16 protein-coding genes and 1 tRNA gene are annotated in these 22,487 nt (G+C 60.1%); 3 read left to right on the top strand and 14 right to left on the bottom strand.

Annotated elements, in window-relative coordinates; genetic code table 11:
• Positions 1 to 117: 117 nt before the first annotated feature.
• The 5 genes from IPK17_RS04150 to IPK17_RS04130 all read right to left on the bottom strand — a co-directional run bounded on the left by IPK17_RS04150 (position 118) and on the right by IPK17_RS04130 (position 7,269).
• A complete protein-coding gene (locus IPK17_RS04150) occupies positions 118 to 1,845 on the bottom strand; it encodes a glutamate synthase-related protein (RefSeq protein WP_343416590.1) in 1,728 nt (575 codons plus the stop codon).
• A complete protein-coding gene (locus IPK17_RS04145) occupies positions 1,748 to 4,777 on the bottom strand; it encodes a glutamate synthase central domain-containing protein (RefSeq protein ID WP_343416402.1) in 3,030 nt (1,009 codons plus the stop codon). Before IPK17_RS04145 ends, IPK17_RS04150 begins: the two co-directional genes overlap by 98 nt.
• Positions 4,778 to 5,163: 386 nt before the next feature.
• Entirely contained in the window at positions 5,164 to 5,976 is an 813-nt protein-coding gene (locus IPK17_RS04140) for a PucR family transcriptional regulator (RefSeq protein ID WP_343416401.1), read from the bottom strand.
• Positions 5,945 to 6,811 carry a hypothetical protein gene (locus IPK17_RS04135; RefSeq protein WP_343416400.1) on the bottom strand — a complete coding sequence of 289 codons (867 nt, stop codon included), beginning with the start codon at positions 6,809 to 6,811 and terminating at the stop codon, positions 5,945 to 5,947. Before IPK17_RS04135 ends, IPK17_RS04140 begins: the two co-directional genes overlap by 32 nt.
• 71 nt (positions 6,812 to 6,882) lie before the next feature.
• A complete protein-coding gene (locus IPK17_RS04130) occupies positions 6,883 to 7,269 on the bottom strand; it encodes a hypothetical protein (protein ID WP_343416399.1) in 387 nt (128 codons plus the stop codon).
• Positions 7,270 to 7,362: 93 nt separating this feature from the next.
• Here IPK17_RS04130 and IPK17_RS04125 point away from each other — a divergent pair, with 93 nt between their 5' ends.
• Entirely contained in the window at positions 7,363 to 8,436 is a 1,074-nt protein-coding gene (locus IPK17_RS04125) for a 6-phosphofructokinase (protein WP_343416398.1), read from the top strand.
• Positions 8,437 to 8,439: 3 nt separating this feature from the next.
• On the opposite strand, the gene IPK17_RS04120 is transcribed toward IPK17_RS04125, so the two are convergent.
• The 4 genes from IPK17_RS04120 to IPK17_RS04105 form a co-directional block, all read right to left on the bottom strand.
• Positions 8,440 to 9,966: a sensor histidine kinase gene (locus tag IPK17_RS04120; RefSeq protein WP_343416397.1), complete on the bottom strand. Its 1,527-nt coding sequence runs from the start codon at positions 9,964 to 9,966 to the stop codon at positions 8,440 to 8,442.
• Between the two features lie 65 nt (positions 9,967 to 10,031).
• On the bottom strand, positions 10,032 to 10,466 hold the full coding sequence (locus tag IPK17_RS04115) for an MgtC/SapB family protein (protein WP_343416396.1): 435 nt from the start codon (positions 10,464 to 10,466) through the stop codon (positions 10,032 to 10,034).
• Positions 10,463 to 12,229, bottom strand: coding sequence for a dynamin family protein (locus IPK17_RS04110; protein WP_343416395.1), 1,767 nt, complete (start codon positions 12,227 to 12,229; stop codon positions 10,463 to 10,465). The genes IPK17_RS04115 and IPK17_RS04110 overlap by 4 nt, the downstream gene beginning before the upstream one ends.
• A 5-nt stretch (positions 12,230 to 12,234) precedes the next feature.
• A complete protein-coding gene (locus tag IPK17_RS04105) occupies positions 12,235 to 14,094 on the bottom strand; it encodes a dynamin family protein (RefSeq protein ID WP_343416394.1) in 1,860 nt (619 codons plus the stop codon).
• Between the two features lie 118 nt (positions 14,095 to 14,212).
• Here IPK17_RS04105 and lysA point away from each other — a divergent pair, with 118 nt between their 5' ends.
• Positions 14,213 to 15,445: a diaminopimelate decarboxylase gene (gene lysA / locus IPK17_RS04100; RefSeq protein WP_343416393.1), complete on the top strand. Its 1,233-nt coding sequence runs from the start codon at positions 14,213 to 14,215 to the stop codon at positions 15,443 to 15,445.
• A 4-nt stretch (positions 15,446 to 15,449) separates the two neighbouring features.
• Here lysA and IPK17_RS04095 read toward each other — a convergent pair whose 3' ends face one another.
• A complete protein-coding gene (locus IPK17_RS04095) occupies positions 15,450 to 16,121 on the bottom strand; it encodes a hypothetical protein (protein ID WP_343416392.1) in 672 nt (223 codons plus the stop codon).
• A 93-nt stretch (positions 16,122 to 16,214) separates the two neighbouring features.
• A tRNA-Met gene (locus IPK17_RS04090) sits at positions 16,215 to 16,288 on the bottom strand.
• Between the two features lie 576 nt (positions 16,289 to 16,864).
• Between IPK17_RS04090 and uvrB the strand changes: the two genes are divergently transcribed.
• Complete coding sequence (gene uvrB / locus IPK17_RS04085) at positions 16,865 to 18,880, top strand: excinuclease ABC subunit UvrB (RefSeq protein WP_343416391.1); 2,016 nt, start codon at positions 16,865 to 16,867, stop codon at positions 18,878 to 18,880.
• Positions 18,881 to 19,028: 148 nt separating this feature from the next.
• Here the strand turns inward: uvrB and IPK17_RS04080 are convergent, their stop codons facing one another.
• The 3 genes from IPK17_RS04080 to IPK17_RS04070 all read right to left on the bottom strand — a co-directional run bounded on the left by IPK17_RS04080 (position 19,029) and on the right by IPK17_RS04070 (position 22,418).
• On the bottom strand, positions 19,029 to 20,132 hold the full coding sequence (locus IPK17_RS04080; RefSeq protein WP_343416390.1) for an aminopeptidase: 1,104 nt from the start codon (positions 20,130 to 20,132) through the stop codon (positions 19,029 to 19,031).
• A 94-nt stretch (positions 20,133 to 20,226) separates the two neighbouring features.
• Entirely contained in the window at positions 20,227 to 20,739 is a 513-nt protein-coding gene (tpx, locus tag IPK17_RS04075; protein ID WP_343416389.1) for a thiol peroxidase, read from the bottom strand.
• A gap of 44 nt (positions 20,740 to 20,783) precedes the next feature.
• A complete protein-coding gene (locus IPK17_RS04070) occupies positions 20,784 to 22,418 on the bottom strand; it encodes an amidohydrolase (protein ID WP_343416388.1) in 1,635 nt (544 codons plus the stop codon).
• Positions 22,419 to 22,487 lie beyond the last annotated feature (69 nt).

The raw sequence follows: 22,487 nt of genomic DNA, 5'->3' as shown, positions 1-22,487 counted from the left end.
CAAGTGCAGTCAGCCCGCGTCACCCGACGCGGGCTTTTTATTTTCCAGAATCAGCCGCAGGGGAAAATAAAACGGAGGGGCGCAGCCGGCTGCGCCCCTCCGTTTTGGTTAAGTGTTCTAGACTGCCTGCTTGAGCCGCGACGGCGGCGCGAGCATCACGAAGTATTGTTCCGGGTGGTTGAGCAGCGGGTACAGATGCTGCACTTCGTCACCCTGATTGTTGGCTTCCAGCGTGGCGATGTAGTTGCCGAGCAGGTCGATGATGTCCTGCACGCCGCGCGCGTCCAGCTCACGGATTTCGACCGTCGCGCCCTTGGCGATGCGGCGGCGGATCGCGTCGACCGTGAGATTCATTTCTGGCTGAATGCGCTGATACAGCGTGCCACCCGACATCCCCGCGCACAGCCACGGGCCGGGGTCGCCGAGCACGAGCACGCGCCCGGAGGTCATATATTCGCAGGCATAGCCCTTAAGGTTCGCGCGTGCCGCTAAGCCGCCGAGATCGTCGTGCAGGGGCTGCTTGACCTCACCACCAAACACGATGTCCGCGCCGCTAAGACGGATGCAGGCGCGCGTGTCCGCATCGCCTTGCACGATGAACCGACCCGCTTGCGCCCCGTAAGCGAAGCTCTTGCCGACCGACCCATCGAGGCGCTGGCCGTCGTGGTTGAGACCCTTGAGTACGGCAATCGTACCGCCCTTGGCGCACTTGCCGACGCCGTCCTGCGCGCCGCCTTCCACCAGCACATCCAGCTTATCCATTGTGAACGCGGCCAGACCGTTGCCAGGCACGGCGGAGTTGCTGAAGCGCAGGTGAATGACGCCCAGGTCGCCCGACACTTCGCCGCGTTCTATCGCGCCGGAGAGGTGCGTGCCGAGCGCGCGGTCCATCGCCATGACCTGTTCGTCGTCGTAAGTGATTTCCTGATCGCCGGGCTGCGCCGCATCGTTGATGATCTCGGTGATGCTTTTGCTCATGGTATTGCGTGGACGCGCCAGCAGACGACCGACGCCGGGCAGGAATTCACGCTTGCTGACCGTCGGCACCGGGATGAACAGCGGGCGCAGGTCGATGCGCTCATGCATCTGCACCTGTTCGAGCAGATCCGCCCGCCCGACGAGATCCTGCACGCGGGTGAAGCCGAGTTTGGCCGTCCAACGGCGGATGTCTTCGCCGAGCGCCTCAAACACGCGCACGATGCCGCCGACGGCCTGTTCGGCGTCACGCGGTTCAAAGTGCTTGATGCCTTGTTCGAGGGCTTGTTCCTTGGTGGTGATGTGGGTGGTGATGCCGACGTGGCAGGTGCCTTCGTGACACTTGCGACAGATCGTGCAGCCAACGGCGACCATCGCCAGCGTGCCAAAGCTGACGCGGTTCGCGCCGAGGCACATCATCTTGACGACATCGCGGCCGCTCTTCATGCCGCCATCTGACCACAGCTCCACGTCGCCGCGCAGACCGCTTTCGATCAGCGCGCGGTGCGCCAGCCACACGCCGATTTCGGCGGGCAGCCCGACATGGCGCAGCGAATGCGCGCGCGCCGCGCCCGTGCCGCCTTCGTAACCGGCGATGTTGATGATATCCGCCCCCGCTTTGGCGATGCCGACGGCAATGATGCCGACGCCGGGCACCACCGGGATCTTCACGGAGATCTTGGCATTGGGGTTGGCGATCTTGAGTTCGTCAATCAACTGCGCGAGGTCTTCAATCGAATACAGATCGTGATTGTTGCTCGGCGAAATCAGGTCAACCCACGGTGCAGTCGACCGTGCCAGCGCGACCTGTTCCGTCACCTTGTAGGCGGGCAGGTGACCGCCTTCGCCGGGCTTCGCGCCCTGACCGATCTTGATTTCGAGGTAGTCGCACGAATTCAGGAAATTCGATGTTCACGCCGAACCGACCGGAGGCGATCTGGTTGCCGCGGTTGTGCGGGTACTTGCCCATCACGTCCGGCAGTTCGCCACCTTCGCCGTTCACACAGATGATGTTGAGCCGCGCCGCCGATTCCGCATACGCCTTGTACGAGAGTTCACCCTGCGAGCCGAACGACATCGCGCCGATGATCATCGGCAGGTCGTGCTTGCCGACGCGGGTATCGACGGTCGCCGGATCGATGCCTGAGTCGGTCACCTTGAGGTCGATGATGTGGCGGGCGGAGACGGGCATCTCGCGTTCCAGTTCCAGCATTTCGGCTTCGTACTGGTCGAGCGTCATTTCGCCGAGGGCAATGTCTTCGACCTTCTTCCACATCTTCGGGTAGATGCGATCCGGGTTTTCCAGTTTGCTGCCTTTGCCCGAGCGCAGTTCGCCCGCGCGGGTTTCGGCTTCACGCTGCACATCGTCCCACGCGAAACCGCGTTCGTCCGAGCCGAAGTAGTTGGGCGTGCCAAACACATCGGCGACGCCGGACGCCAGCCCGACCGAGGCGAATGACTGGCCGTAGCCGCGCAGTTCATGGCAGCCAATCGTCGACGTGACCTTCTGGATGCCGGTGGTCAGCGAGTTGACGGTGTTGGTCAGGCGCTTGCTGATTTCTTCGCTCGGCAGCGGTTCCCGCGGGGCGCGCGGCGCGATATCCAGCGCGACGGCGTAGAGCATGTACGGGTTGACCGCGCTGGCGCCCAAACCAATTGCCATGACCACATCGTGCAGGTCGCGGAGCGCGCCGGAACGCAGCACAATGCCCGCGCGACGGCGCAGATTAATATCATTGTCGTTGCTTTCGCGCAGTACGCGGTCGACAGTGGCGACCGCCAGCAGCGGGTCGATCCACAAGCGTTCGCCAGCGAAGACATCGCCGTCGTCGAGGATGATGCACTGCACGCCACCCGCGACCAGCTCGGCAGCTTCGCTCGCCAAGCGGGCGACCGCGGATTCAATGGTTTCTTCCGGGAATGCGCTCATCGAGAGCGTCGCCGCATGGTCGCCAAAGTCGGCGATCAGATCGTCAATCGTCTTGGTGCCGAACTTGCTGGCCACGGCACGCAGATCCTCATCCGCGCCGAGCGCCGTGTGCCCACCGAGGAGCACCGGGGTCTTGAGCGTGACGACGATATCGTCCGGGCTGTTGGCCTGACCGGGTTCCGGACGCGCGCCCACGTACACCGTGGTCGAAAACTGCGCCTGTTCGCGTTCGCGGTCGATGGCCGGGTTGGTCACGACGGCGACGACTTCCTGGAAGAAATCGGCGATGTTGACGCGGGTCTGGCTGATGGCGGCGAGCGGGCCATCCCAACCGAGCGAGCCAATCAGTTCCTTGTTGGTTTCCGCCATCGCTTGGATGATGTTCAGGTGATAGCGCTCCCAGCCGAGCGCGGCCATCGTCACGGCATTGATCGCGGTCGAACGCTGGGGCAGGGGCGCCGCCAAGGCGACTGCCGTTGGCGCGGGCGTCGGCTTCACAGCAGTTCCGCCGCCGTTACCATGACCATTGCCATTCCCGTTGCCGTTGCTGGGACGCAGGGCCGAACTGTTCATCGCCCACACGCCGCGCGGCTTGCCGTTGTTGAACATGCCGCGTTCACGTGAACGGTTGAAGACGTGCTGCTGAATCGCCGGGTAGTCCAGCACTTCGATGCCGCGACCGGGCTTGATCACCAGCGCGATCTTTTCGCCGGGAGCGAGCGGCTTGGGCGCGGAGGACATCATCGTCAGCGGGTAGACGCCGCGTTCCGATGTGGCGAAGTATTCTTTTTCCGTCTCGCCGAACCACAGCGGGCGCAGACCGAGCGCGTCCACGCTGAACACGCACTGATCACCCACGCGGGCGGCGACGGCGGCGGGACCCTGCGCGAACGGACCAAACGAGCGGCGGATGTTCTCGTACATCTCGTGGATTTCGTCCGCGCCCTGCATCAGATCATGATCGAAGGGCGGGAAGACGTATTCCATCGCTTCGATCAGGTCAAAGTCATACTTCATGCACAGCGCGTCGATCAGGTTGTCGATATCCTGCGAGTCGGAGTTGTTCTCCGACAGGTCAATGCCGAGCATGGCGGCTTCCAGGCGGAAGCGCGAGATCGTGTTAAATTCACCGTTGTGACCGAGCACGTTGAAGGGCTGCGCGCGTTCGAACACCGGATTCGTGTTGGTCGAATAGCGGGCGTGACCGAGTGTCACCGTGGAGGCGTATTCGGTGTCCTGCAGTTCGGGATAGTAACGGCGCAGGATTTCGACCGTGCCCTGCACTTTGTAGACCACGCTGCGCGAAGAGAACGACGCGAAATGCACGCCGAGGTCGCGCTCGATGCTGGTTTGCAGGCGGTAGAGGACTTTTTCGAGCTGATCATTTTTGACGCTGCCGTTCATCCCGGCGAACTGCCAGAAGAGCGGTTCGTTCTTGGCGGCGCTGCGACCGAGCACGTTGCTCTTCACCTTGCCCGCGCCATCGTAGAGCGGTTCGAGACCGGCCTGTTGAATGCGGTCACAGATGAGCCGCGTTACCGCGTCCGCGTCGGAGCGCATGTGCACGGGAATCATCAGGTGCGCGACCCAGAAATTCGGGTTGACCGCCAACCCGTAGCGCAAACCACTGGATGCGAGCGTCTTCGACCACAACTCGCGGGGGATATCCGTCATAATCCCGACGCCGTCACCTTCACCATCCACGATCCCCGTGCGATGGCCCATGCGGGTGAGAGCTTCGATTGTGCGTTTTACATTACCGTGAGTGGCTTGTCCGCCCTTGCGCACGGAGCAAATCAGAGCGCAGGCGTCGCGTTCGCGGGTGTCTTCGCGGTGAAGGGGAAACTGCTGATCACAGTCGTCCGGTGACATTACATCCACCTCATACTACAGGGATAAAAAGGGTCAGCGTAAGTATGGGGCAAAATGATCGTGAAATCTACATCAAATTTTGGCGCTAAATCTGGTCAATGCGTACAAATAGGGTTGAGCATGTGCGCAGGATTCTTGGGGGAACTGGAAAATTTCGGCAGAGTAAGATTATGCAGCCTGCCCGAACGAATGGTTTTTAGGCAACCTGCCATAATGGCCGCATAATACCCAATCACTATGGCGTTTGGCAAGAGCCAGAGGCTTGTGCAGTGTGCCCGGAATCTATGCCACTGCGGTTGGATAGATCGAGCAGTCGCGTCAAGTAAACACCACGGACGCCCAGTGGGCGTCCCGTCTGTCAAACCGCGCCGTGCCTGAATGGGCGTCTAGTTGATCGACAACAGGCGCCGAATCGTCAGCGCGAGGTGCAGCGCGAGACGAATTTCTGGGCGGTTGAGGTCAATTTGGGCGATCTCGTTGATGCGGTTCATGCGATACAACAGCGTATTGCGGTGTACGATGAGCATCTCGGCGGTCTGGCTCAAGTTCCCGTGGCAGGCGAAGAACGCCTCCAGCGTCTTGATCAGGTCGGCATGCTGGCTCAGGTCATACTTGACCAGCGTGCCGAGCGTTTGCTCGCAGAATGCCAACAGCTTATCCCGGTCGGACAGCGAGAGGATGAGCTGATACACCCCAAGGTCGCCAATGTAGAGCGGCGCATCGGTTTGCAACCGAGCGGCGAGGTCGCGGGCTTGTACCGCGTCGCGGTAGCTGCTGCGCCACACCGTTACATCCCGCGCGGCTTGACCGACGCCAATGGCAACCCGCGAGCTGGAAAACTGCCGCTGGATCTCCTTGCTGAAGACCTCGGCGAGGCGCATGGTCGAATTGACGGGGTCTTTCTCTTCGACGGCATGGAATACGAGCACTTCGTTTTCGCGTTCGCGCTGCCACACGAGCGCCGCCGCGTGCTGCTGGGCGACCAGCGTGTTGATCGTCGTTTCGAGGCGGCGCAGCGACGGGGCTTTATCGCCCTGCCACGCCAGCACAATCGCGACGTGCGTCTGCGTCATGTCGTGCTCAAAGCGTTCGCCCTGCCGAATGGCTTCCTGCTGGCTGACATCGCCGATGAGCAGGCGGTCGAGAAACGTGCCGCGCAGCCGCTTCTCAGTGTCGCTGATCGCCTTGGCCTTCGCCATTTCCAGCGCGCAGGCGGCGGCGCCATGCTCGGCGACCGCAGTATCGACGTCGTCGAGGTCGGTGTCGCGCCCGATGATCGACAGATAGCCGCGCCCGATGTCTTTGGTGATGATCGGCGAAACGAGCCGCGCTAGTCCTGGGGGTCGGCAGTGCTTGCATGAGCACCGGGTTTTCGACTTCGCTCACCCGGTGACGATCCTGAATCTCGACCGGGAGGTTGTCAACCTTGCGCAGAAAGTTTTCGACATCTTCCCAGAAGGCGACGAACTGCGGCTGGACCGAGCTGTACAGAATTTGCAGGCGCTTATCCTGCACAACCACTGATTTGTTCGTCAGCCGTGCCATCGCATTGATGAGTTCGGGCATGCCTTCGTTACGGGAGGAAATCTGCGTAAGCTGGCGGTAAATCTGGGTGCCGCGCCGCTCGATTTGGCCTTTTTGATCGACGAGCAGGCTGACGACCGCTTTTTCCACCATGCGGATGCGGCTGCCTGACGGGAGCATCATCACGGGGATGCTGTAGGCGTTAGCCTCGGCGATGGCCGTCGGGGAGGGGTTATCGCTCAACACAACCGCCGAAGCTTTGTTTTCGGATGCCCAGCGCACCACGTCGGCATCCAACATGTGCCGCGTGCCGTTTTCATTCGGCGCGACCAGCACGAGTTCATCTTTTTGCAGCGTTTTGTTGCTGACGCCGTCTTCAGGATAGATGACGGTCGTCCAGGCAACGATTCGGTTGAGGAGCAAGCCCTCTCCAGCGACAACCCGCGTTCCCAAGGGGAGCGCCAGTTTTCGCACATCTTCAACGGTAACGCGGGGGGTCGACTCGCTCATTGTTTCCTTCGGGCAATCTGCACAAAAAGTACACCCATGAAATAGCCTATTTAGGCTAAAAAGTCAAGAAATTAGGTTTCACCGGTGATCAAACCGAACAAAATCACGGCGACGAATACCAGCAGGGATTCGCCGAGCATGTCCGCGGCGGGATTCACGCGCATTACGTAATACGCCAGCAGCCCTTCGACCGCGCCGCCGATCCAGGTGATCGGCCCGACGCGCCAACCGCGCGTATACTGGTAGAAGGCGGAGCCAAGGAGAATCACCGCGCCCGACAGGGGGATGAACCAATTCGGGAACGAGCCTTCGGGCAGGAGCTGGGTCACGGCGAACGCCAGCACTAACAGCGCCCATGTGAACCGCTCGACGCGCGCTTCGTTATCGCTTTTACGCCGACCCTGATACCCACGATTCGTGGATGAGCTGCTCCGGTTGCTGCTTCGTCTACGTGCCATATACTCTCTCAACTGGTGACGATATGTTCCCTGATTTTAACACAAATGTGCTTTTTGTGCTGTATAATCCCCCCGTAAGACTGGGGTAGAACGATGAAAACGATCGGTATTCTGACAGGCGGCGGTGATGCGCCGGGATTGAACGCGGTCATTCGGGCGGTGGTCCTCACAGCAAAACATCGGTATGGGTGGGATGTCATCGGCATTCGTCAGGGATTTGACGGCCTGCTGCATGACGCGCCTGCTAACATCTTGACGGAAGAACGTGTGCGCCCGCTGCTCACGCGCGGCGGGACGATCCTCGGCGCGGTCAACCGCGGCAACCCCTTCAGACAAGTGGTAGAGACCGCCGATGGGGCGGTTGAACCGATCGATTTGACCGATGAAGCGCTGCGGCGTCTGACGAATATGGGCGTCGAAGCGCTGATCGTCGCGGGCGGCGATGGCACGATGGCCATTGCGCAGAAACTGCTGGATCGTGGCGCGCGCGTGGTGGGCGTGCCTAAGACCATCGACAACGATCTCGCGCAGACGGATGTGACGTTTGGCTTCGACACGGCGATTCTCACGGCGACGGATGCGCTCGATAAGCTGCAGACGACCGCCGAGAGTCACCATCGCGTGATGGTGCTGGAAGTCATGGGGCGCAACGCGGGCTGGATCGCGCTCAAAGCGGGCGTGGCGGGCGGCGCCGATGCCATTCTCATTCCCGAAATTCCGTTTAACATCGCCACAGTGTGCGCGCATATTCAGCAGGCACGTGAACATGGCCGCAACTACAGCCTGATTGTGGTCGCGGAAGGTGCAGCGCCGATCAATGGGGCGCAGGAATACTACATCCAGACGGGCGGTGTGATGCGACTGGGCGGCATTGGCTACATCGTCGGCAATATGATCGCCGATTGCATTGGCGCGGAAGTGCGGGTGACTGTGCTCGGGCACCTGCAGCGCGGCGGTCAGCCAACGCCGCATGATCGCTGGCTAGCGACGCGTTTTGGTTCCGCGGCAGTGCAGTTAGTCGCGCAAGAGCAGTGGGGCTATATGGTCGCGCTGCGCGGCGAACAGATCGTGTCGGTACCGATGACTGACGCACTGCAAATGAAACAGGTCGACCCGAACGGCGATATGGTGCAGATGGCGCGGGATCTCGGGATCGTGTTTGGCTGACCGCTACGCGCAGGGAAGGGTGATGGTGAAGCGCGTGCCGCTCGACGGGGTTTTCTGGCTGGTCACGCTGATCGAACCATTGTGTTCTTCGACCACGCGCTTCACGATGGCCAACCCCAATCCTAGCCCCTCGTTCGTCTCGCGCACGGCCTGCGGTGACCGGAAATGGCGTTTGTAGATGTGCGCGACTTCATCAGGTGCGATACCGATGCCTGTATCGGCGACGGTGATGGCGGCGCAGTCACCGTCGCGATATCCAGCTAAGGCGACAGTTCCCGTCTCGGTGTAGCGGATAGCATTATCCATCAGGTTGATGACGGCACGCGCCAGCGTGACCCGATCCATCGGGACAGTGAGCGCTTGTTCGGGCAGGGTCAAGGTCATCAGCAGACCTTTAGCTTCGCCGTTCACGTGGGTGGCGGCAAAAACTTCGCTTAGGAATTCGACCAAATCGGCCCCTTCCCGGCTGTGAGGCGCTTGTTCGAGGCGTACAATGTCCACCACCGTGTCGACCATCGTGGACAAGTGCTTCAACTGAAGCTGGACGGCTTCAAGCTGACGCTGACGCTGTTCCGGGTTGTCTCCGGTGCGCCCAAGGATTTGAATGCGCAGATTAATCCCCGCCAGTGGATTCCGCATATCGTGTACCAACTCATTGATGAAGTCGCGCAGTCGGTTTGCGCGCGTGCGTTCGTCGTCCACTTCTGCGATGTATTTCGCCATCAGGTCGCGCAGGGCCGTTTCTGCTCGGGTCAGGCGGCGCTCGATCTGCCCGTAGGAGCCGAACAGCAGCGCGAAGGTTGGACGCCGCTCCAAGCCGCGAAAATGCGGCAGTCGGGGCGCGATGTGACCGAGGTAGACCGCCAGTACCGGGGTGAGCAGCAGCGCCGAGATCAGGCTGCTCAGCACGCTGCCCGGCGTAAACGCCACGAATTCGTCCACACTTTCGGAAGCCAGCGCCCAGAAGACCACGTTGTTGATCGCCAGAATCACGGTGAGGGTGAGGCCGCTTTTCGCCCAGAGGGGTAAGCGGGGCAGGTGATTGACCAGTGCCTGAAACAGGATGCCAATCCCGATCAGATCGATGCCGAACGCCACACTGGACGCCAGTACCGTACGAAGACTGGGGTTGACCAGGAGAGCAGTGACCTCGCGATCCGCCCGCAAGCCGCCGCCGGGGATGAGTGTGTGCAGCCAGAGGCTCAAAAAGACCAGAAATGAGAGGAGATCAACGCCGATGATGGTGACGATAGCGGCGCGCGCGGGAATGATCCCTTCCACCACGTACAGCACCAGCACGACCAGCAGAATCGTCGGGATGAACAAGCCGCTCGCGTAAGTGATTCGCAGATCCGGCGTGACCGTCACGTATACGCTGATTGCAGATGCGAAGCGCATCATGCCGACGAGCGCGGCACTGATGCCGACGATCGAGATAATGCCGTAGCGCGGACTGAGCCGGTGAATCGCTAACAACAGGGAATTAAGCGCCAGCAGTTCGAAGATGAGCAGCAGAAAGTTGAAATTCATGACCGATACTCATCCCTCTTAGGCTGGCGCTGAGATGCGGTTGAGCAGGAGCGAAGCGCCGGAGGTTAGTGGCGCTTGCTGTTCAAGTCATCGGGCTTCATACGCTGAACAATCACCAGAGTAAACCAGATAATGATCGTCCCACAGATGGCCGCGAACCACGCTCCGGTGCCTACTCCCATGCCCACCGCCGCCGTCACCCACATGCTGGCGGCGGTGGTTAGTCCCTGAATATTCGCTCCCTGCTTGAGGATCGCGCCCGCTCCCAGAAACCCGAGTCCTGGCAGAATCTGTGAGGCGACCCGACCCGGATCGCCTCCCGGAAACGCCAGAACGGACAGTCCCGTGAACAGGCACGAGCCCATGCCGACGAGCATGTGCGTGCGCAAACCCGCGTCATGCCCGCGCCGTTCGCGATCCATGCCAATCAACCCGCTGAGGATGCCCGCGAGGATGATTTGCAAGGCAATCGTGAGCTGTGCCTCCAAGGATACGCTCACTTCAACTCCTCAATGCCGCGCCGCAGGGTCGTGCTCTGATCGAGATACTTGCGGAAGCCTTCGGCCTGTGCCTCATAGCGTTCCGAGAGCACCTGCAGTCGGCTGAAGATCGGTGTGAGTACCTGCTTGCCGTACTCGTTGAGGCGGCTGCGCTCTTTGCGCGTGAGATTATCAAGCGCGTCGTGGTACGCCTTCTCAATCGCATCGATCCGCTTATTCATGTCGTCTTTGGTATCCCGCGCTACGCGGCGATAGTAGCGGTAGGCAACATAGCCACCGAGCGCGGCGGCGGGCGCGGCGACGATGGTCGCGGCGGCTGCCAGCCCAACGACCGGACCGGGTGCGGCAATCGCCAGAATGGTGACGAGCGTGCCGATCACGGCGGCGCTGAAGCCGAGCAGGAATCCATTGGTATTTGTAGCGAAGACTTCCTGCATTTCGCCGATGACGCGCCCGGTCGAATAGCTCTTGAGTTCGCTTTCGGCGATGCGGATAGCGTCTTCGAGGGCTTCGCGCTGTTCGGCATACATGCCCGCGTCTAGCCCGCCGACCTCCTGCTCCATGAGGTCGCGCAGTTGGTTCAAACGATTGATCACACCGCGCCAGTACTGGCGGCTGTTGTCAATCAACACGTTGATATAGTCACCCGTCGCGGTCTCGATATCGCGCGTTGCCTGCCCGACGACCGTTTCGGTGAATTGAGCTTGCAGCGTTTCACGGTTCAACCCACGCCCGATGCTGCGCAGCGACAAGTTCTTGTTGATGAATTCGAGGCCACGCATGCGCATGCCTTCGAACACCGCGTCGATGTCGGCGCGCGCGCGCGTCAACTGCGCGTTCAAGCCGCCGGACTGCGTCTCCAGTTCGCGCTGAATATCGCGGACTTTGGTGGTGTCCGCGCCGATCAGATCGTACTTGGATTTGGCTGCATCGTAGTAATGCTTGACGGTGCGCTCGGCGGTATCCAACTGCGCCAGCAGCTTCTGCTTGGCGGGCGGCGCTTCGCTGAGCACACCGCGCAGGTGCGCTTTGACCGCATCAATGCCACCCGCGTCGGGCTGACCATTGCGGCGGGCTTGCAGCGCGTCCTTGGCGGAGACAAGGAAGATCAACGGTTCGAAGTCGAGCAGTTCTTTCGCCTGCCGTTCGACGAACGTGCGCACTTCGCGCAGTTCATTGGGATTGAGCAGGTCGGTCTGGTTGACGACGAGGATGATCTTCTTGCCGTAGTTCTTCGCCAGTTCCAGATACAGACGCTCCGTTTCGGCAAAGGCGCGCTTGGCCGAAATCACGAAAATCACCAGATCGGAGCGGTGCAGGAACTGCTTGGCAATCTTTTCGTGCTTCTGGAAGACCGACCCCGTTCCGGGGGTATCGACCAGCGCCACGCCCGTCGCAATCGTGTTCGGGTGCGTCCATTCGTAGATGCCGTCTTCGCGAATATTGGCTTTGCGCGGGCTGTTTTCGTTGTAACGGATGACATGGATCGCGTCGGTCGTCGGCGTGATGCCCATCGCCAACAGTTCGTCCCCCAGGAGCGCATTGATGAACGACGACTTACCCGCGTTGAATTCCCCGATCACCACGACGAGGAAGAACATCTCGCGCAGATCCTGCGCGATGTCGAGCAAGCGCCGCCGATCTTCGTCCGCTTCTTTGAATTCAGCCAGGGCGGTCGCGATCTCGGTCAGCAATTTGACTTCGCCTTCGCGGAAGGCCGCCAATGCGCCATCCAGACTTGTCGTTTGAATGTGTACTGCCATGTTGATTACCTCAGAATGCCCAGTAAGCCCGGTTTGCCCAGCGCCGTCAAATCGCCTTCGATCTTGACCAACTGCTCGCCGGCGGTCTGCAAGCGCTGAAGCTGTCCCGTGTGAATTTCGGTCTGCGCGTCGATCAACCGGGTGAGCGGAGCAATCGCGTCACGCCGTAGGTTCATCCCATAGTCAATCTGCTTGTTGGCCGCGCGGGTCAGAATGTCGCTGTATTTGCCCGCGAGTACTTGCATCCGTTTGACGTACTCATTCGCCAACTGGCGACCGCGCAGCGGCAGGAAGGCCAGCCCGAGCAGCATCAGGCCGAGGATGACGATGATCACGATCAGTTCGGTCGAGCCGCCGTTCCCGGTGGTGCCAAACGGGTTCGCCTGCCAGATGAAGATGGCGAACACCAGCATGATGATCTCATAGGCGGCCAGATAGAGCAGTGAATTGCGCAGCGCCCGCTCGATCTTTTCCGTTTCAACGATGCGCGCTTCGTCTTCCAGCGTTTGCAGTTCGTTCCGCATGCCTTGCATCGCCGTGCGGTCGTAACGCGTTGGCGTTTGCACCGTGCCGATGACTTTGGACTTGATTAAGGCGGGCAGTGCGTCGATCTCTTTTTTCGCATACTTGACCAGATCGTCGGTGTCCTGCAAATCCTTGCCTTCGAGCCGCGGTGGCAGCTTGTCGGCAATGATAGGCAGTTCGGCAATCGGCTCGAAAACCTTGTGCCGTTCGAAGGCCGCGCGGGTATATGAGCCGCCGCTGGTGCTGCGCGCAATCGACGAGAGGCCAACCAGTTCGGCCAGCCCGCGGAACATTGAGCCGAGCGCCCGTGAAAACTGGAACTGCTCGTGAATCGCTTCCGCGCCGCGTTTGCTCGCGTCCTCAAACTTAGCTTTGACCTCGTCCGTCGTCTGCGTCACGACTTTGTCGCTTTCGCGGCGGAAGACGGTCAACTGCTGTTCGACATTTTGCGCAATGCTCTGGTACTGGTCGAGCGCCGACTGACCGCCGCGCACGGCGTTCAAAGCCGCACCATGCACATTCTGCGCGATATTGAGCGGCGTTTGCAGCTTTTGCCGCAAGCGCGGCACATCGCTCAACTGCGTGTCGACATAGTTCTCAATCTGCTTGATGCCGCTCGCCGCCCACTTTTCCTCATCGACCGTGCCGTCGGCGTGCCGCGCATCGATGGCTTCGCGGGAGGACATCAGCCAGACTTCCGGGTTCTTGCCCAGTTCCGTCCGCGCCTGATCGGTCACGTACTGGCGGACGGTTTCACGTTCTTCGGGGGTGAGCAAATCGACCTGATTCAAAATCAGGATGACCTGCTTGCCATATTCTTTGAGCGTCCGGATATAGTCGAGGTTGTGCTGGGTCATGGCCTGTGTCGCCATCATGACGAGCAGTACGGTATCGGAGCGATGCAAAAAGCGTCGGGTGATCTCTTCGTGTTCGCGGAAGATCGATTCAAGGCCGGGCGTATCGACAAAGCTGACCTTTTGCAGCAGCGGCGACGGGTAGAACACGGTGTCGACATCGCCGGAACGGGTGCGCGACGCTTGTTCGCCGTAGCGCAAGATCGTGATGCGGTCGGTTGTCGGCGTCGGCCCAACAGGGAGCAAATCGGTTGTCCCCAGGAGAGCATTGATGATGCTCGATTTACCCGCGTTATAGGGTCCCATCAGCACAATCAGATAGGGGTGATCGGCGTGAAAGAGCGCATCCCGCATTTGCGACACCCGCTCCTCACCCAATCCATCGATTTTCGGCACAATGTCCAGTAAATCGGTGATGAGTTCGTGCTCGCGGCGGCGGAGGGTATCGTATTCTGCCGCCAGTTTGGTGCTTGTTTCAGGGGTCACGTCATGTCCTGTGTTGCGATTCACATTGAGTTTCCGAATAGAGTATACTATACCCCACTTCTATCAGGTAGATTAAGCCGCACATTACCCATGCGGCTCTTAACAAGAGATCGCTTTTATGCTCAACTCATCTATTCGCTATGCAGGGGGGCGGCTGGTGTGTGATGGCGTGGCCCTCGCCGATATTGCCGCGCAAGTGGGGACACCCGTCTACGTCTACAGCACGATACGCATGTTGAACAATCTGCGGCGCATTCAGGCAGCCTTTCCGACGGCCCACATTCATTACAGCGCCAAAGCTAACGCCAACCTGAGCATTTTGCGCACCCTAATCAACGCAGGGGCGGGCATCGATGCGGTGAGCGCGGGTGAGATTCATCGCGCGCTGCTCGCGGGCGTCAATCCCGCCGATGTGGTGTTCGCCGGGGTGGGGAAGACCGGGCAGGAGCTCTTCTACGCGCTCTCACAGGGTGTTGGTTGGTTCAATGTGGAGAATGTCGAGGAACTGCGCCTGCTCAACAGCATGGTCGGCACGGCGATCTCGTCGGTGCGCGTCGCGCTGCGTCTCAATCCGGATATCACCGCCAATACGCACCGCCATATCGCGACGGGGCACGGCAAAGCCAAGTTCGGCTTGAACGCGGATACTGTCCGCTATATCCTCACGCATCAGGACGACTATCCGAATCTGCGTTTCAACGGCATCCACATTCACATTGGCAGTCAGCTCCATGACGCCAGTGCGACCCAAGCTGCGATTCGCGCGGTGCTGGAACTCATCGACCCGTTCCCGGAGATCACGACCATCAACATCGGCGGTGGGCTGCCTGTGCCGTATTCCGCGGAGGAATCTGTGCCGACCATCGAGGCGTTCGCTGCGGCGATTCTCCCGCTGCTTGAAGGCTACGATATCATCCTTGAACCGGGACGCTCCATTATCGCGGATGCTGGTCTATTGCTAGCGCGTGTGCAGTATGTCAAAGATCAAGGTGGGGCGAAGTTCGCCATCCTCGACGCCGGCATGACTGACCTGATCCGTCCGGCACTCTATGAGGCGCATCATGAGATTGTGCCGCTGGTGGAGAAGGGGGGCGCGCCCGAAGTTGTCCAGGTGGTCGGCCCAGTGTGCGAGACGACTGACGTGCTGGGGCGTGATGTCGCGATGCCGCGCTTAGAAGCGGGTGACTCCCTCGCTCTGCTGACGGCAGGTGCTTACGGCATGGTCATGGCAAGCAACTACAATGCGCGCCTGCGTCCGCCGGAAGTGCTCGTCAGTGCGGACGGTAACACTTGGTCGGTCATTCGCCGCCGCGAGTCGTGGGATGATCTGGTGGCGGCGGAGCTGGGCTAGGGGGCTAGAACAACCAATCTGGATTCTCAAAGCCGCCATACTCTTGAATTGCGCCATAGATGTGCTGAACGAGATGCGTACTTCGCCGAATGCGAAGCGCGCATATGCCGTTTGCCAGAATACGCTTGCTCTTGTCACTACCTTGCTTGAACTGAGTTTTGCATAGGGCAGTGACTGGTAAGCCCAATGTGTCTAACCAATACTGCTCAACTCGCTTCATTTCAATCGGATCGTTCGAATGACAGTGAATCCGAATAGTGAAATCATCTTCACCCACTGCCATTTCTTCGCGTAGAAACCGCATGCATAGTCGGAGCATGTTGGCGTCGGAATTGACAAAGTAGAAAGTATTGCGGTCTTTGGAACCTTCGGCCCAGTACAGCATACAGCCAGCGAGATGTAGCGGTCGGCCTTCGCGGGCTTTGAGCCGCCCTTGTTCCTGAAAGGCTATCCTCTGCGAACGTCCATTGCTTCGGTTAGTGCCTGCGCCCTTGTTTTGCGCACCGTAGGAACGATTTTTCTCTTTGAGGCGTTCGACTTGGAGCGAGGTGAGTTCAATATCACGTACCCAAACGCTGACAGTACTTTTGGAGAGGCTGAGCATTAGAGCAATGTCACCGATCGAATGCCCTTGCTGACGCAGATCGCGCGCTTTGAGTCGTATTTCACGTTTCATAATCGAACCAGCGACTTTCTGGTGCAGAAGCAATTTGCGGTTCGATTATAGCATAACGTAGAATCAAAAAACCCCGTTAAAGGGGTTCTTAGGTGGTGATGCTCAGACTTGAACTGAGGACCTACGCATTATGAGTGCGTCGCTCTAACCAACTGAGCTACATCACCTAACTTAGTAGGTGCTTCCAGTATTGCTAGTAGCGGGGGTGCGATTCGAACGCACGACCTCCGGGTTATGCGGGAAACTGGAATTTTCATTCCGCCTTGCGGCTTGTTTCCTGGACTATCCCTTCACCCTGCGGCTTACGCCGTTTAGGTGCCTGCCATCTAGTCTCTACACCTTCCGCATTGCTGCGGCTTGGCTCGGGATTACCGCGCTACCGGCTTCCCCGACTTTGACAGGTTTTCACGTACAAGTTTCCCTGTACGCAGCCCCGTGTCCTCTTGACCCTCAACAAACTAGGCGTTAGTTTTGTTGAGTCTTGGTCGTCAATCCGACACCTTGAGCCCGACGAGCTGCCTCTGCTCTACCCCGCAATATGTTGATTATAGTATCAGACGCCCTACCGGGTGTCAACGGTGAGTTCAGGCGAATTCATGAATTGCTTAACGAATGTATTTAGGCGTGGTTCTCGCCTCACACCGTGGGCATGTTTCAGCATATAGCAGTGTAACCGACTGCCGCATTCCCGCCCCGGATCGGGTATAATAGACGAACTGGTGTTCTGATAGGATAAGCCGCCCATGGCCCGATTTGAACTAGTATCCGAGTTTCAACCGACAGGCGATCAACCGCAGGCAATTACGCAGTTGGTCGATGGTCTAGCGTCTGATCTGCGGCATCAAGTGCTGCTCGGCGCGACCGGGACGGGCAAGACCTTCACCGTCGCGCAGGTGATCCAGCAGGTGCAGCGCCCTACGTTGATCCTCGCGCATAACAAGACGCTGGCGGCGCAGCTCTACGCCGAATTCAAGGAGTTCTTCCCGCGCAACGCGGTCGAATACTATGTGAGCTACTACGACTACTACCAGCCGGAATCATATGTGCCGCGCTACGATCTGTACATCGAGAAGCAGACCGACATCAACAAAGAGATCGAGCGCCTGCGCATCGCGGCGAAAGCGGCGCTGCTCTCCCGCCCAGATGTGATCATCGTGGCGTCGGTATCGTGCATCTACGGCACCGGCGATCCGCAAACGTGGGGCAAGTCGATTGTCGAGTTCCGCAAGGGCAGCGAAGTGCGGCGCGAAACCCTCCTGCGCAAGCTCGTCTCCTTGCAATATGACCGCAATGATATGGACTTAGGGCCAGGGACGTTCCGCGTGCGCGGTGACGTGCTCGAAGTCTACCCGCCCTACGAGCAGTCAGCCTACCGGGTCGCGCTGTTCGGCGACGAGATCGAACGTATCACCCAGTTTGATCCGCTCACGGGCGAACTGCTGGCGCAGCATGAAGTCGTCGTCGTGTTCCCGGCGGCGCAGTTCATGGCGGATGATGAGAAGCTCAAGCAGGCGTTGACGGACATCGAAAAGGAACTCGATGAGACGATCGCGAACTTCAAGCGCGAGGGCAAGTTGGTGGAGGCGCAGCGCATCGAACAGCGCGTGCGCTACGACCTCGAGATGCTGCGCGAGATGGGCTTCACGTCCGGCATCGAGAACTATTCGCGCCATCTCGATCAACGAGCGCCGGGTACGCCGCCGTGGACGCTGGTCGACTACTTCCCGAAAGACTATCTGCTCGTCATCGACGAAAGCCACATGACCATCCCGCAGCTCCATGGCATGTATAACGGCGACCGCACGCGCAAGTCGACGCTGGTTGACTATGGTTTCCGACTGCCGAGCGCCGTTGACAACCGTCCGCTTAAGTTCGACGAGTTTGAGGAGCGCATGGGGCAGACCCTCTACACGTCGGCGACGCCGGGGCCGTACGAGCGCAACAAGAGCGAGAAGACGGTACAGCAGATCATCCGCCCGACGGGTATCCTCGATCCGGAAGTGTTTGTGCGCCCGACGAAGGGTCAGATCGACGACATGCTGCAGGAGGTCGCCGCGCGAGTGAAGAAGGGGCAGCGCGCGCTCGTCACGACATTCACGCAGCGCATGGCGGAAGAACTGGCAGGTTACATTAATGAAATCGGCATTCGCGCGCACCACCTGCACGCCGAAGTCGAAACGCTGGAACGCATCGAAATCCTGCGCGACCTGCGCCTCGGCGTGTACGATGTCGTGGTTGGGATCAACCTGCTGCGCGAAGGGATTGACCTGCCGGAAGTATCGCTGGTCGTCATTCTCGACGCCGACAAGGAAGGTTTCCTGCGCTCCGAGCAGGCACTGATCCAGAATATCGGGCGCGCGGCGCGCCATCTGGAAGGTAAAGTCGTGATGTACGCCGACAAGATGACCGACTCGATGAAACGCGCCATCGACGAGACGAACCGCCGCCGCGCCGTTCAGCACGCGCATAACGAAGCGCACGGCATCACGCCGACGCAGATCGTCAAGCAGGTGCGCGACCTCACCGATCGGGTGCGCGCGCAGATCGCCGAGGAAGAACATGCTGTGCCGGGCGGCAACGTCAGTCTGGCGGCGCTGCCCAAGGACGAACTGCACAAGATGATTAAGGAGTTGGAGTCGGAGATGAAGTCGGCGGCCAAGGCGCTGGAGTTCGAGAAGGCGGCGCTGCTGCGCGATCAGGTCATTGAACTCAAGCAGGCGCTGGCCGACAAAGATCCCGCCGGGATGCTCATCGGCTAAAGTTTGCTCGAGCGGTTGGAAAACCCCCCCCCCCCCCCACCCCCCCCCCCCCCCCCGCCCGGGGCCCCCCCCCCCCCCCCCCCCCCCCCCCCCCCCCCCCCGTAGGGACGAGGCACGCCTCGTCCTTTGTTTTTCTAAGTTGTACTGATTAGACGACGAACTGCCCGTTCTTGTAGAACAGTTCCCCGTCGACGTGGATTTCGCTGTCGGTGCGCATGTCGCAGATCATGTCCCAGTGCACGGCGCTGCGATTAAGGCTGCCCGTGTCGGGATAACCTGCGCCGACGGCGACATGTACCGTCCCGCCGATCTTTTCATCGTACAGGATGCTCCCCGTGAACTGCTGGATGCCAAAGTTCGTGCCGATGGCGAATTCGCCGAGGTAGCGCGAGCGCGAATCGGCGTCCAACTGCGCGAACATGAGGTCGCTGTTGGTCTTGCTGCTGGCTTCGACGACCTTGCCGTTCTCAAACTTGAGCTCAATGCCTTCAACGGCGCGCCCCTGCACAATCGACGGGAAGGTCGCGCGATACCAGCCGTTGACCGATTCTTCGACCGGGCCGGTGAAGATTTCGCCGTCCGGCATGTTGCGTTCACCGCAGGCATTGATGAATACGCGCCCGTCAATCGACAATTCAAGGTCGATGTTCGGCCCCTGCAGCTTGACGTGCTTTTTGCCCTTTAGCCAGTCGATCTTCTTCTGCTGCATCTCGCCGAGCTTTTTCCATTCGGCGACCGGGTCGGGCTGATCGGCGAAGGTCGCGCGGAAGACGAACGCCTCGTATTCTTCGAGGCTCATGCCCGCTTCCTGTGCCGAGCCTTCAGTCGGGAACAGCGTGCCGACCCATTTCATCTGGCCTTCGGCGGCGCGGCGCATGCGCGTTTCCAGCCACGGACGTTTCGCTCCCGTGTTCTTCTGGATGCGCTTCGCGTCGACGGTGGTCATAGCGCGGGTGTTGGGCAGCGCGCCGCAGCGAATGTAGACATCCGCGTTCTCGTAATACAGGTTTTGCGCCGGGTCCATCCATTCCATCTGCGCGTCGGTCGCGTTGCGGATGAAGTTGCGCGTCAGGTATTCATCGGTGAGCATCAGCGACGGGTTGCCGCCCGCCTTGAGCACTTCCATGTAGACGGCGCGCACCAGCGGCAGCGCGGAGACATCTCCGAGCACGCCGACCCATTCGCCGGGCTGCACGTTGGTCGAATAATTGACCAAGACGCTGGCAAGTTTATCAATACGGGGATCACTCATGACAAATCCTTCAATGGTAGGGACGAGGCATACCTCGTCCGCTTGATTCTTGATGAAAAAAGGACAAGGCATGCCTTGTCCCTACGAAACCTCTCTAGCCAACCAGTTCCCGCGCTTTGGCGAGCGCGGCGTCGAACGAAACTTCCTGCCCGATGATCGGCACGTACTCGGCATACTGCACAACGTCGTTCTGGTCGACGACGAACAGCGCGCGCTGACAAATGCGTAGGCTGCTCACGTGCACGCCGAAGCCATCCGAGAAGTTCATGTCTTTGTGATCGGACAGCGTGACCACGTTGTCGATGCCTTCCGCGCCACACCAGCGGCGCTGCGCGTAGGGCAGGTCGGCGCTCACGGTGAGGATGACGATGTTCTCGCCCAGGTTGGCCGCTTCCTGATTAAAACGGCGGGTTTGCGCGGCGCACACGCGGGTGTCCAACGACGGCACAATGCTGATGATCTTGACCTTGCCCGCGTAGTCGGCCAGCGACTTGGTCGACCAGTCGTTGGCGGTCAGCCGAAAATCCGGTGCGGCCGCGCCAACTTGGAGCATGGCATTCTGAACGGGGTGTTCGGTTTCTCCGATAAACATTCCAGCGCGTGACATCTATTCAGCTACTCCCCAGCATTCAACTATTTCCAAATGCAATTCTATCCCATCCATTCGCCGTAGCGCCACCCACCATCGACCATTGTGCCGCAGACGTTCACGTCGAGGATTTCGTCGCCGGGAAGGGCGTAGAGATCGCGGTCAATGACAGCCAAATCCGCCAGATAACCGGGCGCGAGCTTGCCCTGTATGCCTTCCAGCCCAGCTGCATAAGCTGCGCCGACCGTGTAGGCCTTGAGCGCCTCATCCACGCTGACCTTGGCCTGCGGATACCAACCCTCGGGGCCGGGCGTTCCGTCGGGACGGCGGCGAGTGACGGCGGCGTGGATACCCTTGAGCGCGCCGAACTCATCGCACGGCGAATCCGAGCCAAAGCACACTGTGACTCCCCGATCCAACTGCAAACGCGGGTTGTAGGCGTAGGCGCAGCGATCTGCGCCCCATACGGCGTCGGCAATGGGGTAGTCCGAGGTGGCGTGAATGGGCTGCGTCGAGGCGATGATCGTCAGCTCGGCGAGGCGATCCACATCACTCGGGTGGATGACCTGCACATGTTCGATGCGATGGCGGCGCGTGCTGCGCGGGATGCCGCGCGCCAATTCCTCCCCACGCACGTGTTCGAATACGTCGAGCACATCATGCACGGCGCGGTCGCCGATGGCGTGGATGGTCGTCGCAAAGCCGTGGGTGCTGGCGCGGCTGGCGAGTTCGAGCATTTCCTCTTTGCCCACCACGACGATCCCGTAGTTATCAGGTTCGCCGATGTAGGGCTCAAACATATAGGCGGAATGCGCGCCAATCGCACCATCCGCGAACAGTTTGAGGTTGCCGAGGCGCAGCCAGTTGTCGCCAAAGCCCGTGCGTAAGCCCATGTGCAGCAGCGAGTCGAGGAAACCCTTGTTGATCTGCTTGAGCACACGCAGACCGAGTTCGCCGCGTTCGCGCATGACTTGCAGCGCCGCGAGGCAGTCCTGATTGTCAAAGTCGTGGATGCCCGTGACGCCCATGGCGTACGCCATCCCCTGCGCTTTGCGCATCTGATCGGCGGTCTGGGCCGTCGTAGGGGTCGGGATGCGGTCGGCGACCAGATTCATCGCGTTCCACTCGATGAGGATGCCCGTCGGTTCGCCCGTCGCGTCACGCTGGATCTCTGCTTCAATCACATCAGGCGTGCTGGCGTCGATGCCGCACAGGCGCAGCGCCAGCGAGTTGACCCACGCCGCGTGGCCGCTGCGCGACCGCAGAAACACAGGGCGATCCGGCACCAGCGCGTCGAGGTCGGCGGTGGTGGGAAAGCGGTGTTCTTCCCAAGTGTCCTGCGACCAGCCGTAGCCCTGCACCCACTCGCCCGGAGGCAGTTTAGCCGCCATCGCCGCGACCCGGTCGACCGCTTCGCGGATGTTGCGTGTGCCATACAACTGCACCTGATGCAGCGACTCGGCCGTCCACTTCCAGTGGACATGCGCGTCGATCAGGCCGGGAATGACGACTAACCCGTGCAGATCATGCTTTTTCGTGCCGACAGTCGCCAGCGGCAAGATTTCGCTGTCGCTGCCGAGCGCGGCGATTTTGCCATCGCGGATGGCCAGCGCGGTCACGGTGCCGTGCGGATGCCGTTCATCGAGGGTGACGATGCGGGCATTGTACAGAATCGTATTGATCATCAGCTTGCTCACAAATCAAAATCATCAAAGCGAAAATAACCGCCGCAGCGCGTCAGTTTTAGAACAAAAATGGACGCCAGC

The sequence above is a fragment of the Candidatus Flexifilum breve genome (genome assembly GCF_016713355.1).
Note: the sequence above shows the minus strand (reverse complement) of the source record. Positions and strands in the feature narration are given on the sequence as shown.